The following is a 15,195-nucleotide window of genomic DNA, read 5'->3' on the forward strand; positions in this document are numbered from 1 at the left end:
CGCCGCATCAGTGAAGCTGCTGGTAGATCTGCTCGGCGAGCGCGCGCGAGATGCCCTCCACGCTGGCCAGATCCTCAACGCTCGCCGCCATCACGCCGCGCAGGCCGCCAAAGCGCGCGAGCAGGCGCTGACGGCGCTTCGCCCCCACGCCTTCCAGTTCTTCGAGACGCGAAGTCTGGCGCGTTTTGCCGCGCTTCGCGCGCATGCCCGTGATGGCGAAGCGGTGTGCCTCGTCGCGAATCTGCGCGACGAGCATGAGCGCGGCGCTCTCCTTGCCGAGTTCGAGCGGCGCGCGGCCATCGGCGAACACGAGCGTTTCGAGACCGACCTTGCGCCCCTCGCCCTTCGCCACGCCCACGAGCATCGCCGGATCGAGACCCAGTTCGGTGAACACCTGGCGCGCGATCTCGACCTGCCCTTTGCCGCCGTCGATCAACACAATGTTGGGCAGCATGCCGCCGGGCGGCGGGGCTTCGACGGCCTCGGTGGCCTCATTGGCCTCCTCGGCTTCCGATGCTGCGTTCGGGTCGGCGGGATCGGGGGCCGGGACGGGTGGCGGCGCCTCGGCGCTTTCAGCGCGCGCTGCTTGCGCGACCATCTTCTCGTAGCGGCGCGTGAGCACCTGGCGCATGGCGGCGTAGTCGTCGCCGGGCGTGATGCCGGTGATGTTGTAACGGCGATATTCGGCCGACTGCATCTTGTGATGGTGATAGACCACGCACGACGCCTGCGTCGCCTCGCCCATCGTGTGGCTGATATCGAAGCATTCGATGCGCAAATGCGCGAGATCATCCAGTTCGAGCCCGAGCAGTTGCGCGAGCGTGCGCGTGCGAGCCTGCTGCGAACCCTGCTCGGAGAGCAGGCGCGCAAGCGCGAGCCGCGCGTTCTGCTCGGCCATCGCGAGCCACGCGCGCTTCTGACCTTGCGGCTGACGCAGCAGCGTGACCTTGTGCCCGGCCTGTTCGCTCAGCACGTCGACGAGTTCGCGGTTTGCGGGCGGATGGCTCACCACCAGCACGGGCGGCACGCGGTTGCCAAAGTAGTGCTGCGCGATGAAGGCGTCGAGGACTTCGGATTCGATGCCGATCTCGCGCTTGCCGCGCGTGCCCGCTTGCGTCTCGAGCGCGGGCGTGGCGGCGGGTGCATCGGATTCGGCATCGCCTGCATCATCGACTGCATTGTCTTCTTCGTCCGCAAGCTCGGCCGCGATGGCCAGCGGATCGGCTTCGAGCGCCGCATCGTCTTGAGCGTCGGCCTGTTGCGCTTCTTCGACGTAATCCTCCACCGTCTTGCGCGCGAGCGTTGGCAGCGACTTCAGCGCGCTCGCCGCGACCACGGTGTCGCTGTCGATTTCCTCGGCAACCCCACCCTCCTCGTCGGTCAGCGCGCGCTCGACATGCGTCGGGAAATACGCCTTGTCGCCCAGATGCCGGCCGCCGCGCACCATCGCGAGATTCACGCAGACGCGACCGCCCAGCGCCACCACGGCAAGAATGTCGACGTCGCTCTCGCTGCCCGTTTCGATGGCCTGCTGATGCAGCACGGTCGAAAGCGAACTCATCTGGTTGCGCACGGATGCCGCCTGCTCGAACTTCAGCTCGGAGGCGAACGCGTGCATCTTCGTCTCCAGTTCCTTCATCACCTCGTTCTGGCGGCCCAGCAGAAAACGCGATGCGTTATTCACGTCGCGCGCGTAATCCTCCTCGCTGACCGCCCCCACGCAAGGCGCCGTGCAGCGGCCGATCTGATGCAGGAGGCAAGGCCGCGTGCGGTTGTTGAACACCGAGTCCTCGCAGGTGCGCAACTGGAACACGCGCTGCAGGATCTGGATGCTCTCGCGCACGGCCGAGGCGCTCGGAAACGGCCCGAAGTACTGGTTATTGCGATCGACTGCGCCGCGGTAGTACGCCATGCGCGGGAATTTGTGGCCCGTGATCTTGAGAAACGGATAGGACTTGTCGTCGCGAAACAGGATGTTGTAGCGCGGCGTGAGGGCCTTGATGAGATTGTTTTCGAGCAGCAGCGCCTCGGCCTCGGAACGCGTGACCGTGGTTTCGATGCGCGCAATCCGCGTGACCATCATCGCGATGCGCGGCGAAAGCTGCGTCTTGGTGAAGTAGCTCGACACGCGCTTTTTCAGGTCGCGCGCCTTGCCGACGTAGAGGACCGCGCCATGCGCGTCGTAGTAGCGGTACACGCCCGGCAGATGCGGCAGCTGCGCGAGCGCCTTTTTCGGGTCGAAAACGTCGGTGTCGGTCATCCAGTTTCGGGGGACGGGCGGTGCGTCGAGAGAAGTGAGACGTTGCACAGCGCGCCGCCGTCGCGACGCGTTCATGGCTGTGTCCTAGAATCGCAAGTTTAGATCATTCCATGCCGCACGGAACCCGCGCCGAACTTGCCATCCGGGCGTTCTCCACCCGCTTGAGGAGAGGCCGTGATGGTTCTGCCGCGCCGCACGCCACCCCACGCCACCATGACAGAAGCTCACACCCCCGCCGCCGCTCACGATAGCGCCATCGCGTGCGACCTCTTTTGCGCCGTCATCGACAATTTCGGCGACATCGGCGTGTGCTGGCGGCTCGCGCGCCAGCTCGCGCATGAGCACGGATGGCAGGTGCGCCTCTTTGTCGACGACTTGCATGCATTCAAGAAACTCTGCCCCGCGCTCGATGCGAGCCGCGCCACGCAATCGGTCGAGGGCGTGCTCGTCGAGCACTGGCACGAGCCCGAGCATGCAGGCGAGACGCTGCAGATCGCCGATGTCGTGATCGAAGCGTTCGCGTGCGAGCTGCCGCCCGTCTACGTCGCGGCGATGGCCGAGCGCGTGCGCAAGCCCGTCTGGCTCAACCTCGAATATTTGAGCGCGGAAGACTGGGTGGCCGATTTCCATCTGCGGCCCTCGCCGCACCCACGCTACGCGCTCGCCAAGCACTTCTTCTTTCCGGGTCTCGGGCCCGGCACGGGGGGCGTGCTCAAGGAGCGCACGCTCGACGCCGCGCGCGCGGACTTCGAGCGCTCGCCAGACGCGCGTGCTGCGTGGTGGCAGCGTGCCACGGGCGGGCCGCCGCCCGGGCCGGATGCCACCGTGATCTCGCTTTTCGCCTACGAGAACCCAGCCGTTGATGACCTGCTGGCCCAATGGCGCGACGGTGCGACGCCGGTGGTTCTACTCGTGCCGGAGGGCCGCATCTCAGGCGCGCTCGCGCGCTTTTTCGGGGAGCCGGCGTTCGGCGCAGGCACGCAGGCGACGCGCGGCGCGCTCCGCGCGCACGCGCTCGCGTTCACCGAGCAACGCGGTTACGACCCTCTGCTGTGGGCGAGCGACCTGAACTTCGTGCGTGGCGAGGACTCGTTCGTGCGCGCGCAATGGGCCGCGCGACCGTTTGTCTGGCACATCTACCCGCAAGCCGACGACGCTCATCTGCCCAAACTCGACGCCGCGCTCGAGCACTACGGCCGCACGTTGCCAGAAGCGCCGCGCGCCGCGCTCGAACGCATCTGGCATGCGTGGAACGGCCGCGGCACGCCGGACTGGGCCGAATTCGCGCGGCATTTGCCCGTCTACGCGGCGCGTGCAAACGCATGGGCCGCCGAACTCGGACAGGCTGGCGATCTCGCTGGAAATCTCGCCGGTTTCGCAAAAAGTCAGTTAAAATAAGCGGTTATCCGACGGCAGCCGTCTCAAGCGCTTCGAGTTTCGCGCCCCGCATCGCTCATACGCGAATGAGGGTCGCAGCAGTTGACCCGCAGCACCGGCAACCAACCGAATCCGCTTGCGACGTTTGCCGTCGAGCACACTCGAAGCTACTTAAATCTGGACAGGACAGTTTTTTATGAAGACCGCACAGGAACTCCGCGTCGGCAACGTCGTGATGATCGGTAATGACGCGATGGTCGTGCAGAAGGCCGAATACAACAAGTCGGGCCGCAACTCCGCCGTCGTGAAGATGAAGTTCAAGAACCTGCTGACCGGCGCCGGCATGGAAACCGTGTACAAGGCAGACGACAAGTTCGACGTCGTCGTGCTGGATCGCAAGGAAGTGACGTACTCGTACTTCGCCGACCCGATGTACGTGTTCATGGACGCCGACTACAACCAGTTCGAAGTCGAAGGCGAGATGATGGGCGACGCCCTGAACTACCTCGAAGACGGCATGGGCTGCGAAGTCGTGTTCTACAACGAGAAGGCCATCTCGGTCGAACTGCCGACCGTGCTCGTGCGCGAAATCATCTACACGGAACCGGCTGTCAAGGGCGACACGTCGTCGGGCAAGGTCCTGAAGACCGCCAAGCTGAACACCGGCTTCGAGCTGCAAGTGCCGCTCTTCTGCAACATCGGCGACAAGATCGAGATCGACACGCGTACGAACGAGTACCGCAGCCGCGCCTAAATGTAACTGCGGGTAACCGCGGCATACTGCAGCGCAAGCGCTTGGTCCCGCTGCCCTTGGCAGCCAAGGCGGCAAGCGTCGTGAAAGCGCCCCCACGGGGCGCTTTTTCTTTTTTTGCTGAACGTGTATGTTTGAGAGTGCTACGGAAAACCTTACCGGTTATGCGTAACGGATTGCGTACTTGCCGTTTTAGCAGGCGGGCGGCGAGCAAGCGCAGCGTCACCGGTCAAAGTGACTACCGCGGCACGGTTTCTGCTGTGAGGCGAGAGAGCATGCGTTCCACACTCTTTCCCTTATCAGGAGAAACACAATGAACAACGACATTGCTGAAGGCAAGTGGAAGCAGTTGATCGGCAAGGCCAAAGCGGCATGGGGCGAGTTGACGGACGACGAACTCGCGAAAGCCGAAGGCCGTGCGGACCGGCTCGCCGGGCTGATCCAGGAACGTTACGGCAAGACGCGTGACGAGGCGGAACTGGAAGTGCGCCGCTGGTTCGACGCACACCGGCCGCGCGACTGACCTGACGTCCACGGCATGGCCGGTACGGTCGTCGCCCGCTTGCAGGCAAACAGGGGGTTGCACGCAAGCCTGAGCGCCCGGCGCTTCGGGCTCGCGCTGCTGCTCGGCCGCCGGCGGTTCGCTGCCCGGGAGGGCCGTCGCGCCCCCGCTCTGGCGCAGCACAACTGGGAGGACCGGAACTGAACACCCTGCTACGAGACATCTCCGTGATCTCGGTGAAATCTTTCGCATCGTGCCGCGCTTGCTCGCGCCGCGCGGCTGTCTGCCGGAGCGCGTACGCTACCCAGCGTGCGCAGCGCCGGCGCGAATGCGCTCATCCGTAAGCCGCTACCGCCATGCCACATGCCCTGATTGTCGAAGACGATCCCAATAGCCTGTCAGGTCTCTCAGCGATCCTGTCGGCCGACGGGTTCTCCGTCGACACTGCTGCCACGCTCGCGCAAGCGCGCGCCGCACTCGCCCGCTTCATTCCCGATGTCGTGCTCGTCGACCTGAACCTGCCCGACGGCGGCGGGCTCGAACTGCTGCCGCACTTGCCCGCACAACCGCCCGGCGGCGCGCTGCCCGTGATCGTCATGACCGGCAACGCCACGGTCGAAAGCGCGATCGAAGGCCTGCGCCACGGCATCTGGGACTATTTGCTGAAACCCGTCAACATTCCGCGCCTTCGCAGCCTGCTCGCACGCATTCCGCGCCCTTACGAGCTGACGGAAGAAGTGCGTACGCTGCGTGCCGCGTTGCGCCAGATGGGCCACTTCGGGCCCATGCTCGGACGCAGCAGCGCGATCCAGCATGTCTACGACACGCTCGAACAACTCGCGCCCACCGAATCGGCGCTGCTCGTGCACGGTGAAGCCGGCACGGGCAAGGAAGTCGCCGCGCGCACGCTGCACCAGTTGAGCCGTCGCCGCAAAGGGCCGTTCGTCGTGTGCGACGCGCGCTCGCTCGTGGCAGAAGCGGCTGCGGGCCGCCCGCTCGCAAGCGTGCTGTTCGGCCATGAGCGCGGCGCGTTCACGGGCGCGGAACAGCGCGAGCCGGGCCTTGTCGATCAGGCAAGCGGCGGCACGCTCTTTATCGACGAGCTGACCGACCTGACCCGCGAGCAGCAGGAAACGCTGCTGCGTGCGCTCGATTCGCAGACCTTCATGCGCGTGGGCGGCAACAGCGAGGTGGGCACCGATTTCCGCCTGATCGCCGCCACCCGGGCGGTACCGCGTGAAGCCGTCCAGCTGGGCGCGCTGCACAACGATCTATGGCTGCGCCTCGATGCCGCGGCGATCCCGCTGCCGCCGCTGCGCGAGCGCGATGACGACGCCGCCCTGCTCGCGCTGGCGTGCGTCGACGAGCTCAATCAGGAAGCCCAGTTGCATGGTCTGGCCGGCGCGACGCGGCTCGTCGCGCCTTCGTTCATCCGCGAGTGTCTCGCCTACGACTGGCCCGGAAACGTGCGCGAGTTGCACGAACGCGTAAGGCGCGCGTGGCACGCCTCGGGCGAGGTGCTGGAAACCTTGCAGGCCGAGGAAAGCAGCGGCGCGGGCCCGCGCGACATGAACGGCGGGCGCGTGCAGGTGACCGTGGGCACGCCGCTCGCCGACGTGGAAGAGATGCTGATCCGCGCGACGCTCGACGCCGTAGGCGGCACGCGGCACCGCGCCGCGTCGTTGCTCGGCATCAGCCCCAAGACGCTCTACAACAAGCTCCAGCGCATGCGGCTGAACTGAGTCCGCGAACACGCGCGGCATGTAGAAAAGGCGGCCCTTCGTTTCCGAAGGACCGCCTTTTTCGTTGTGCCGGCGCGGCAATCAGGACATCAAGGCAACACGCTGCGCATCAATGCCTGCGCCTCGACGTACCCCGGGTCGGCCACCATCTTATCCCAGCGCAGCGCCTTGCCGCGTGCGCGCATGCGCTTGATGCGCAGCGCCGACGCCTTGGCGGCGCGGCGCGGCTCCGTGGTGCGCAACGCGTCGAGCACCTTTTCGGCCTCGTGCGGCTGGTTGCAGATCAGCACCATGTCGCAGCCCGCTTCGAGCGCGGCGCGCGCGCCCTCGGTGAGCGTGCCGCCCTGGCGCGCGGCCTCCATCGAGAGGTCGTCGCTGAAAATCGCGCCCGTGAAGCGCAGCCGCTTGCGCAGAATCTCCTCGACCCAGATCCGCGAGAAGCCCGCGGGCTTCGAATCGACCTTCGGGTAAATCACGTGCCCCGGCATCACCGCCGTGAGCGAGAGGCCGAGCCAATCGTACGGCAGCGCGTCTTCACCCAGGATCGCCTCGAGCGGCCGCTCGTCGACGGGCACCGCGACATGCGAATCCGCCGTCGCGAAGCCATGACCCGGAAAATGCTTGCCGCAATTGGCCATGCCCGCCAGAGACAGCCCGTGATTGAGGCTCTTGGCGAGCAGCGTGACGACGCGCGGGTCGCGATGGAACGCGCGGTCCCCCACCACCTTCGACTGGCCGTAGCCGAGATCGAGCACCGGCGTGAACGAGAGATCGATTCCGCACGCGCGCAGTTCGCTCGCTAGGATATAGCCCACCGCCGTCGCGAGCTTGGTGGCGAGCAGCACGTCCTTGTCCCACAACGCCCCGAGGCGCCCCATGGCAGGCAGCACGGTGAAGCCGTCGGTGCGAAAACGCTGCACGCGGCCGCCTTCGTGGTCGACCGCGATCAGCAGATCCTCGCGTACCGCGCGGATGGCGTCGGTCAGCGCGACGAGCTGCGCGCGGTTCTCGTAGTGGCGCGCGAACAGGATCACGCCACCGGTCATCGGGTGCGCGAGGCGGCGCACGTCGTCGTCGTTCAGCGTGGTGCCCACCACGTCGAGCATGACTGGCCCGGAATTATTCTTCATCGATGAGTTTTGCTGAGTTTGGCGTAGATGCCGCGCGACGCACGGCGATGGATTTCAGCCGTTGACTGCGTCTTTAACTTCGGCAACCACGAAGGAAACCGCGTAGTCGTGCTCGTCGGTGATGCTCACGCGCGCCGTGATGCCGCGCTCGTCGAGCCACTGCGCGAGTTCGCCCGAGGCGACGATCACCGGCCGGCCGCCGGGCTCGTTGAGCGTCTGCATGGCGCGCCAGGTCATCGGCATGCGCATGCCAAGGCCGATCGCCTTCGAGAACGCCTCTTTCGCGGAAAACCGCGTGCACAGGTACGCGAGGCCTCGCACTTCCGAGCGCGCCTTGCGCGCCTCATACACAGCGAGTTCGTCCGGGCCGAGCACGCGCGGCGCGAAGCGCCCGTTGGTGCGCTCCATGACTGCCGCCACGCGGCTCACCTGAATGATGTCGGTGCCGATACCGTAGATCGCCATGAGACTCCCGTCGAATTATGTCGATTGCGTGAGCGCGGCTGCGAAGGTTGCAATCAGCCGCGTGTGCCGAGGCGCGCCGCGACCATGATCGCCTTCATTTCGCGCACCGCATTCTCCCAGCCCGCGAAGATGGCGTGCGCAACGATCGCGTGACCGATATTGAGTTCGACGATGCCGTCGATGGCCGCGATCTGCTGCACGTTCGTGTAGTGCAGGCCGTGTCCGGCGTTCACCTTCAGTCCGAGGCTGTTGCCGCAGTTCACGCCTGTCACCACGCGTTCGTATTCGCGCTCCTGCTCGCCAGCGTCGTGCGCTTCGGCGTAGCGGCCCGTATGCAGCTCGATCACCGGGGCGCCCGTTTCGTGCGCCGCGCGGATCTGCGTTTCGTCCGGGTCGATGAAAAGCGAGACGCGGCAGCCCGCATCCGCGAGCTGACGGCAGGCGGCGGCAACGGCGTCGAAGTGGCCCGCGACGTCGAGGCCGCCTTCGGTCGTCAGTTCGGCGCGCTTTTCGGGCACGAGGCAGACATCCTGCGGCTTGATCTCGCATGCGATGTCGAGCATCTCGGCCGTCACCGCGCATTCGAGGTTCATGCGCGTTTTCAGTTGCGGGCGCAGCGCGCGTACGTCGGCGTCGACGATATGGCGGCGATCCTCGCGCAGATGCAGCGTAATGACATCGGCGCCCGCCTCTTCGGCGAGCAGCGCCGCGCGGATGGGGTCGGGGTAAGCGGTGCCGCGCGCGTTGCGCAGCGTGGCGACGTGGTCGATGTTCACGCCGAGGTCGATCACGTTGGGCGAAGTGAGAAAGAAGCTCATAGGTTCTGCAAGTCGATCAGGATCTGGCGCGTCGCGAGCGGCGTGCCGCCAAGGTAAGTGTTCAACAGGAAGCGCATGAGCGCCTTGCTCTGCGCAACCGTCTGGGGTCGATGGTAATCGTCCTCTTCCATGTCGAGCAACGTCTGGCCCGAAAGCAAGGGCCATTGCGCGGGCCATTCGTCCGAGGCTTCGCGCACGCCGCGTTCCGGATCGAATACGTAGCGGCCTTCGGCCACCACGGCCTTGCGATTCACGGTTCGGTTGAGCGCCAGCGCGTAGCCTGCCTCGCGCAGCAGCACCCGCTCGAACGAGCGCAGCACCTGCACGGGCGGCTCGTCGTGCGCGAGGCGGGTGAGCGTGACGACATAGTGGCGAAAGAGTTCGGGGTGCGGGTCTTCGCGCGCGATGAACTTCACGAGCAACTCGTTCACGTAGAAGCCGCACAGAAGCGCGTCGCCGGTCAGCGGCAACATGCCGCCGACCCACTCGGCGCCCGTGAGCGTGCGCACCTCGCCCTTGCCGGTCCACGACAGTGCGAGCGGCTGGAAGGTTTGCAGCACGCCGCGCAACGCCGAATGCGGACGCTTTGCGCCCTTCGCGACGAGCGCCACGCGGCCGTGATCGCGCGAGAGCACATCGATGATCAGGCTCGTCTCGCGGTACGGATAGCTGTGCAGCACGAAAGCCGGCTGCTCGGCGATGCGGTAATCGGGGGTCGTGCTGCGTGAAGCGCGCGGCAATTGCGAGCGCGCGGTGGTCTTGCGGGCCGGCCGCGGTTCAGCGCGGCCTTCGAGCGCGGCGTCGGCGCCCTCGGTCATCGCGTTGCGCGTGACGGCGCCTTTCGTCGCCTTCGTGCTGCGCGCGGGCGTCGTGCTTTTGGCGGGCGCGCGCCGGGTGCCGCGTTCGGTCGCTTCGCCCGGTGCAAATGCCTCGTCGGCCTGCGCTTCGTCGTGCGCGGGCCAGTCGTCGTGCAGGGTTCCGGCTGCGCCGTCACTCATACGCGGTGCCCGTCGTGCTTACTCGTAACCGTAGGCGCGCAGCCCGGCATCGTTGTCGGCCCAGCCGCTCTTCACCTTCACGAAGGTCTCGAGATAGACAGGACCGTCGAAGAGCTTCTCCATGTCGAGGCGTGCTTCAGTGCTGATCTGCTTGAGCTTCGCGCCCTTCTGGCCGATCACCATCGCCTTCTGTGTGTCACGCTCGACGAGAATCGTCGCGAAAATGCGGCGCAGGCGCCCTTCCTGCTCGAACTTGTCGATCAGCACCGTGCTCGTGTACGGCAGTTCATCGCCGGTCCAGCGGAACACCTTTTCGCGCAGGATTTCGGCGGCAAGGAAGCGCTCGCTGCGGTCGGTGAGATCGTCTTCGCCGTAGATCGGCTCGCCTTCGGGCAGATACGGCTTGAGGGTCGCGAGCAGGCGCTTAATGTCGGCGGGATCCTTCGCCGAGAGCGGCACGATCTCGCGAAATTCGCGCAAGCCCTGAACCTGCTGGATGAACGGATAGAGCGTGGCCTTGTCGTTCACGCGATCGATCTTGTTGGCGATCAGGATCGTGGGCGCATTCGGCGGAATCAGGTCGAGCACCTTCTGATCGTCGGGGCCGAACTTGCCGGCCTCGATCACGAACAGCACGGCGTCGACCGAGCTGAGCGTGGAGGTCACCGCGCGGTTGAGCGAACGGTTGAGCGCCGTGCTATGGCGCGTCTGGAAACCGGGCGTATCGACGAAGATGTACTGCGCGTCGTCGGTCGTGTTGATGCCGGTAATGCGATGGCGCGTGGTCTGCGCCTTGCGCGACGTGATGCTGATCTTCTGGCCGACCAACGCGTTCATCAGCGTCGATTTGCCAACGTTCGGACGGCCGACGATCGCGACCATGCCGCAACGAAAACCGGCAGGAGTGGAAGTGGGAGCGTTCATGATCGGACCGGAATATAAATACGGGAGGCGCGCTCGCGGCGCGCCTGAGTGGAATCAGTGACCGGCATCGGCCGCGCGCACGGGAATGGCCGTACTGGCTTCGGCGTGGGCCTCGGCGTCGGTGCCAGAGCCGCCGGTCGTCGCGGTTTGCGCGCGCTCGACGGTGCGCAGCGCCGATTCGGCCTTCGCAGGGGCAGAACGGTGGGCAATGGAGCCGGCGCTCGGTACGGCATCGAAGGCCGCCGCTTTGTCGGCTGGCTTGTCGCTGGCTGGCTTGTCGCCCGCTTTCTCCGCAGCGCGTTCGGCTTTCTCCGCCGGGCGCTCTTGCACGTGCGCGGCGCGGATCACCGCGAGCGGCGCGCCTTCGGTCGCAGCGGTTAGCACCGGACGCTCGCTACGCGCCGCGGCGCGCTCACGACGCTCCGGTGCCCGGAGGTCGAGCGCGCCCTGCACGCCCGTCACGCCTGGGACGACCTCGGGCTCCGGCTTGGGAGCACGCGCCCCCTTCGAGCGGCGCGGCTTCGCAACCAGCGCCGGCGCCGCGGCCATGACCTCGTCGAGCGCCTTCTTCGCCGCGGCCTGCTCCGCCGCGCGACGGCTCGCACCCGAGCCCGACACCTTCACGTCGAGCTTCGGCACCGTGCATTCGACTTCGAACTGTTGATTGTGCGCCGCACCATGGGTCGCGACGACCGTGTAGGTCGGCAACGCGATCTTGTGGCCTTGCAGGTACTCCTGCAGCAGCGTCTTGGAATCCTTGCCGAGCGTGCGTGGATCGATGTGATCGAGGATCGGCACGTAGAGGCGCTTGATGACCGTCTGGGCGGCGTCGAAGCCACCGTCGAGGAAGATCGCCCCGAAGATCGCCTCCAGCGCGTCCGCGAGGATCGACGGGCGGCGGAAACCGCCGCTGCGCAGCTCGCCCTCGCCAAGACGCAGCCCGTCGGCAATATTGAGGGCCTGAGCGATCTCGTAGAGCGACTGCTGCTTGACCAGATTCGCGCGCACGCGCGACAAGTCGCCTTCGTCCAGCTTGCCAAAACGTTGGAACAATAGGGCAGCCACCGCGCAATTCAGAACCGAATCACCGAGGAATTCGAGGCGTTCGTTATGCGTGGCACTGTGACTGCGGTGGGTTAAAGCCTGGCGCAACAATTCCGCATTGCGAAATTCGTAGCGCAAACGGCTTTCCAACGGAGATTGGGGCATGGGGAGAGTATAACGCGCCCGCCGCCCCCGGCGAAAACAGGGGGCGGCGGGCGAAAAACCGTGATGAAGCGACGTTACCGAGGATTCTTCAAGTAGCGCGCGAAGATGCGATGTGCGTTGTGCGAGCAAGACTCCTGTTCGCGCATCCGCTTTTTTCTCGCTGCTGCTTTGGCTTCTTCGCGCGGCGTGATCGACATGCATCGCACGTCGATCAAACACATTACTCGAACGAACCGATGCGACGCAGGTTGCTGAAGTTCATCCAGATGAAGAACGCACGGCCCACGATGTTCGCGTCGGGCACGAAGCCCCAGTAGCGGCTGTCTGCGCTGTTGTCGCGGTTGTCGCCCATCATGAAGTAGTTGCCCGGCGGCACCTTGCAGATCACGCCGCGCGCGTTGTACTGGCAATTGTCGCGATACGGATAGTCTTCTGCGCCCACGATGAACGGCGGCACCGCGGGGTTGTTCAGGATGTTGTTCTTGCGGCCGTTGCCGAGATCTTCCGTGAACTGTTTCGCGTAACCAATGCGCTCTTCGTCGAAGAAGTCGGCTTGCGGCACTTCCGGCACCGGCTTGCCGTTGATCGTGAGTTGCTTGTCCTGATAGGACACCACGTCGCCCGGCAGACCGATCACGCGCTTGATGTAGTCGACCGACTCATCCTTCGGATAGCGGAACACGACCACGTCGCCGCGCTCGAGCGGGCGACCCTGCGTGACCTTCGTATTCGTGATCGGCAGGCGGATGCCGTAGTCGAACTTGTTCACGAGGATGAAGTCGCCGACGAGCAGCGTGGGCACCATCGAACCCGACGGGATCTTGAACGGCTCCACGACGAACGAGCGCACGAGGAACACGATCAGGATGACGGGAAAGAAGCTCGCCGTGTACTCGAGCCACCACGGCTGGCGCAGCTTTTCGTTGCGCAGGTTCTGACGCGTGACAGGCGCGTTTTCATCGGCGAAACGCTCGCCGATACGTTCCTGCTGACGGTCGAACTCCGCGACCGCCGCATCGGCGGCGAGGCGCCGGCGCGGCATGAACACCAGTTTGTCTGCAACCCACGCAACGCCCGTCAAGATAACGAGCACAAAAAGTATCAGCGCAAAATTCATGTAGAGATCCGTTGTCCGGCTTATTCGCGTTACTTATTTATCTTCGACACGAAGGATGGCGAGGAAGGCCTCTTGCGGAATCTCGACCGAGCCGACCTGCTTCATCCGCTTCTTGCCTTCCTTCTGCTTTTCGAGCAGCTTCTTCTTACGCGTGATGTCGCCGCCGTAGCACTTGGCCAGCACGTTCTTGCGCAGCGCCTTGATGTTCTCGCGCGCAATGATGTGCGCGCCGATCGCGGCCTGAATGGCCACGTCGTACATCTGGCGCGGAATGATCTCGCGCATCTTCGCCGCCACTTCGCGGCCGCGATACTGCGACTGCGTGCGGTGCACGATAACGGACAGCGCATCGACCTTGTCGCCGTTGATCAGCATGTCGACCTTCACGACGTCCGAGCTGCGGTATTCCTTGAACTCGTAGTCCATCGACGCATAGCCGCGCGACACCGACTTCAGACGGTCGAAGAAGTCGAGCACGATCTCCGCCATCGGAATTTCGTAGGTCAGCTGCACCTGGCGGCCGTGGTACTGCATGTTGATCTGGTTGCCGCGCTTCTGCGTACAGAGCGTGATGACCGAACCCACATAGTCCTGCGGCATGTACAGGTTGACCGTGACGATAGGCTCGCGAATCTCGCCGATCTTCGAGGGCTCCGGCATCTTCGCCGGGTTCTCGACCTTGATCAGGGTCCCGTCCGCCTGCACGACTTCGTACACCACGGTCGGGGCCGTGGTGATGAGGTCCATGTCGAACTCGCGCTCAAGACGCTCCTGCACGATTTCCATGTGCAAGAGACCGAGGAAGCCGCAACGGAAGCCGAAGCCCAGCGCCTGCGAAACTTCCGGCTCGTACTGCAGCGAAGCGTCGTTGAGCTTGAGCTTTTCAAGCGATTCGCGCAGCGCGTCGTACTGGTTCGCCTCGACCGGATAGAGGCCCGCGAACACCTGCGGCTTCACTTCCTTGAAGCCCGGCAGCGGTTCCGGCGCAGGCTTCGCGGCGAGCGTGACGGTGTCGCCCACCTTGGTCGCGGCGAGTTCCTTGATGCCGGCGATGATGAAGCCCACCTGCCCCGCCGAAAGCTGCTCGAGGTTGCGCGACTTCGGCGAGAACACGCCGACGTGCTCGACCGGATACTGCGCGCCGGTGGCCATCAGCTTGATCTTGTCCTTCGGACGCAGCGTGCCGTTCACGATACGTACGAGCATCACCACGCCGACGTAGTTGTCGAACCACGAGTCGATGATGAGCGCCTGCAGCGGCGCTTCCGGATCGCCCTTGGGCGGCGGCACCTTGGCGATGAGCGATTCGAGCACGTCTTCCACGCCGAGGCCGGTCTTCGCGCTGCAGCGCGTGGCGTCGGTCGCGTCGATGCCGATCACGTCCTCGATTTCCTCGATGGCGTTTTCGGGGTTGGCGGCGGGCAGGTCGATCTTGTTGAGCACCGGCACGACTTCGACGCCGAGTTCGATCGCGGTGTAGCAGTTCGCCACCGTCTGCGCCTCAACGCCCTGGCTCGCGTCCACCACGAGCAGCGCGCCCTCGCACGCGGAGAGCGAACGGCTCACCTCGTACGAGAAGTCGACGTGCCCGGGCGTGTCGATCAGGTTCAGGTTGTAGACCTTGCCGTCACGCGCCTTGTACGAGAGCGCAGCGGTCTGCGCCTTGATGGTGATGCCGCGCTCGCGCTCGAGATCCATCGAGTCGAGCACCTGCGATTCCATTTCGCGGTCGGACAAGCCGCCGCACAGCTGGATGATGCGATCGGCGAGCGTCGACTTGCCATGGTCGATGTGCGCAATGATCGAGAAGTTACGAATATGATCCATTCAGTGCCGATCAAGCGAAAAAGGCGCGCCCCAACGATTGCGTGGCACGCCTCGTAAACAGATGAAAAACCGAAC

Annotated in this window: 13 protein-coding genes; 4 read left to right on the forward strand and 9 right to left on the reverse strand. The window is 65.1% G+C overall.

The window, feature by feature from the left end; translation table 11 throughout:
- Positions 1-7 precede the first annotated feature (7 nt).
- On the reverse strand, positions 8-2,260 hold the full coding sequence (gene uvrC, locus FAZ97_RS09675) for an excinuclease ABC subunit UvrC (RefSeq protein WP_158758246.1): 2,253 nt from the start codon (positions 2,258-2,260) through the stop codon (positions 8-10).
- 213 nt (positions 2,261-2,473) lie between these two features.
- On the opposite strand from uvrC, the gene earP reads away from it, so the two are divergent.
- The 4 genes from earP to FAZ97_RS09695 all read left to right on the forward strand — a co-directional run bounded on the left by earP (position 2,474) and on the right by FAZ97_RS09695 (position 6,632).
- Positions 2,474-3,658 (forward strand): elongation factor P maturation arginine rhamnosyltransferase EarP, encoded by a 1,185-nt coding sequence (gene earP, locus FAZ97_RS09680; RefSeq protein WP_158759120.1) that lies wholly within the window; start codon positions 2,474-2,476, stop codon positions 3,656-3,658.
- A 175-nt stretch (positions 3,659-3,833) separates the two neighbouring features.
- Positions 3,834-4,391, forward strand: coding sequence for an elongation factor P (efp, locus tag FAZ97_RS09685; RefSeq protein ID WP_028206670.1), 558 nt, complete (start codon positions 3,834-3,836; stop codon positions 4,389-4,391).
- Positions 4,392-4,701: 310 nt separating this feature from the next.
- The gene (locus FAZ97_RS09690) at positions 4,702-4,911 is read left to right on the forward strand and encodes a CsbD family protein (protein WP_028206671.1); all 210 of its coding nucleotides are present in this window, start codon (positions 4,702-4,704) and stop codon (positions 4,909-4,911) included.
- 335 nt (positions 4,912-5,246) lie between these two features.
- Entirely contained in the window at positions 5,247-6,632 is a 1,386-nt protein-coding gene (locus FAZ97_RS09695) for a sigma-54-dependent transcriptional regulator (protein WP_158758247.1), read from the forward strand.
- A gap of 89 nt (positions 6,633-6,721) precedes the next feature.
- On the opposite strand, the gene nagZ is transcribed toward FAZ97_RS09695, so the two are convergent.
- The 8 genes from nagZ to lepA form a co-directional block, all read right to left on the reverse strand.
- Positions 6,722-7,762, reverse strand: a complete 1,041-nt coding sequence (nagZ, locus tag FAZ97_RS09700; RefSeq protein WP_158758248.1) for a beta-N-acetylhexosaminidase — start codon at positions 7,760-7,762, stop codon at positions 6,722-6,724.
- 54 nt (positions 7,763-7,816) lie between these two features.
- Positions 7,817-8,227, reverse strand: a complete 411-nt coding sequence (acpS, locus tag FAZ97_RS09705; protein ID WP_158758249.1) for a holo-ACP synthase — start codon at positions 8,225-8,227, stop codon at positions 7,817-7,819.
- 53 nt (positions 8,228-8,280) lie between these two features.
- Complete coding sequence (gene pdxJ, locus FAZ97_RS09710) at positions 8,281-9,045, reverse strand: pyridoxine 5'-phosphate synthase (protein WP_158758250.1); 765 nt, start codon at positions 9,043-9,045, stop codon at positions 8,281-8,283.
- A complete protein-coding gene (gene recO / locus FAZ97_RS09715; protein ID WP_233271563.1) occupies positions 9,042-10,043 on the reverse strand; it encodes a DNA repair protein RecO in 1,002 nt (333 codons plus the stop codon). Before recO ends, pdxJ begins: the two co-directional genes overlap by 4 nt.
- An 18-nt stretch (positions 10,044-10,061) precedes the next feature.
- The gene (gene era, locus FAZ97_RS09720; protein ID WP_158758251.1) at positions 10,062-10,967 is read right to left on the reverse strand and encodes a GTPase Era; all 906 of its coding nucleotides are present in this window, start codon (positions 10,965-10,967) and stop codon (positions 10,062-10,064) included.
- 54 nt (positions 10,968-11,021) lie between these two features.
- Positions 11,022-12,176: a ribonuclease III gene (gene rnc, locus FAZ97_RS09725; RefSeq protein WP_158759122.1), complete on the reverse strand. Its 1,155-nt coding sequence runs from the start codon at positions 12,174-12,176 to the stop codon at positions 11,022-11,024.
- Between the two features lie 220 nt (positions 12,177-12,396).
- The gene (lepB, locus tag FAZ97_RS09730; protein WP_158758252.1) at positions 12,397-13,293 is read right to left on the reverse strand and encodes a signal peptidase I; all 897 of its coding nucleotides are present in this window, start codon (positions 13,291-13,293) and stop codon (positions 12,397-12,399) included.
- 33 nt (positions 13,294-13,326) lie between these two features.
- Entirely contained in the window at positions 13,327-15,120 is a 1,794-nt protein-coding gene (gene lepA / locus FAZ97_RS09735; protein WP_158758253.1) for a translation elongation factor 4, read from the reverse strand.
- Positions 15,121-15,195 lie beyond the last annotated feature (75 nt).

This window comes from Paraburkholderia acidiphila (genome assembly GCF_009789655.1).
In the GTDB taxonomy this organism is placed as follows: Bacteria; Pseudomonadota; Gammaproteobacteria; order Burkholderiales; family Burkholderiaceae; genus Paraburkholderia; species Paraburkholderia acidiphila.

What these genes read in the sequence shown, in the direction of transcription:
- uvrC (WP_158758246.1), bottom strand. Translation starts at nt 2,260, where the DNA reads ATGACCGACACCGACGTTTTCGACCCGAAAAAGGCGCTCGCGCAGCTG.
- earP (WP_158759120.1), top strand. Translation starts at nt 2,474, where the DNA reads ATGACAGAAGCTCACACCCCCGCCGCCGCTCACGATAGCGCCATCGCG.
- efp (WP_028206670.1), top strand. Translation starts at nt 3,834, where the DNA reads ATGAAGACCGCACAGGAACTCCGCGTCGGCAACGTCGTGATGATCGGT.
- FAZ97_RS09690 (WP_028206671.1), top strand. Translation starts at nt 4,702, where the DNA reads ATGAACAACGACATTGCTGAAGGCAAGTGGAAGCAGTTGATCGGCAAG.
- FAZ97_RS09695 (WP_158758247.1), top strand. Translation starts at nt 5,247, where the DNA reads ATGCCACATGCCCTGATTGTCGAAGACGATCCCAATAGCCTGTCAGGT.
- nagZ (WP_158758248.1), bottom strand. Translation starts at nt 7,762, where the DNA reads ATGAAGAATAATTCCGGGCCAGTCATGCTCGACGTGGTGGGCACCACG.
- acpS (WP_158758249.1), bottom strand. Translation starts at nt 8,227, where the DNA reads ATGGCGATCTACGGTATCGGCACCGACATCATTCAGGTGAGCCGCGTG.
- pdxJ (WP_158758250.1), bottom strand. Translation starts at nt 9,045, where the DNA reads ATGAGCTTCTTTCTCACTTCGCCCAACGTGATCGACCTCGGCGTGAAC.
- recO (WP_233271563.1), bottom strand. Translation starts at nt 10,043, where the DNA reads ATGAGTGACGGCGCAGCCGGAACCCTGCACGACGACTGGCCCGCGCAC.
- era (WP_158758251.1), bottom strand. Translation starts at nt 10,967, where the DNA reads ATGAACGCTCCCACTTCCACTCCTGCCGGTTTTCGTTGCGGCATGGTC.
- rnc (WP_158759122.1), bottom strand. Translation starts at nt 12,176, where the DNA reads ATGCCCCAATCTCCGTTGGAAAGCCGTTTGCGCTACGAATTTCGCAAT.
- lepB (WP_158758252.1), bottom strand. Translation starts at nt 13,293, where the DNA reads ATGAATTTTGCGCTGATACTTTTTGTGCTCGTTATCTTGACGGGCGTT.
- lepA (WP_158758253.1), bottom strand. Translation starts at nt 15,120, where the DNA reads ATGGATCATATTCGTAACTTCTCGATCATTGCGCACATCGACCATGGC.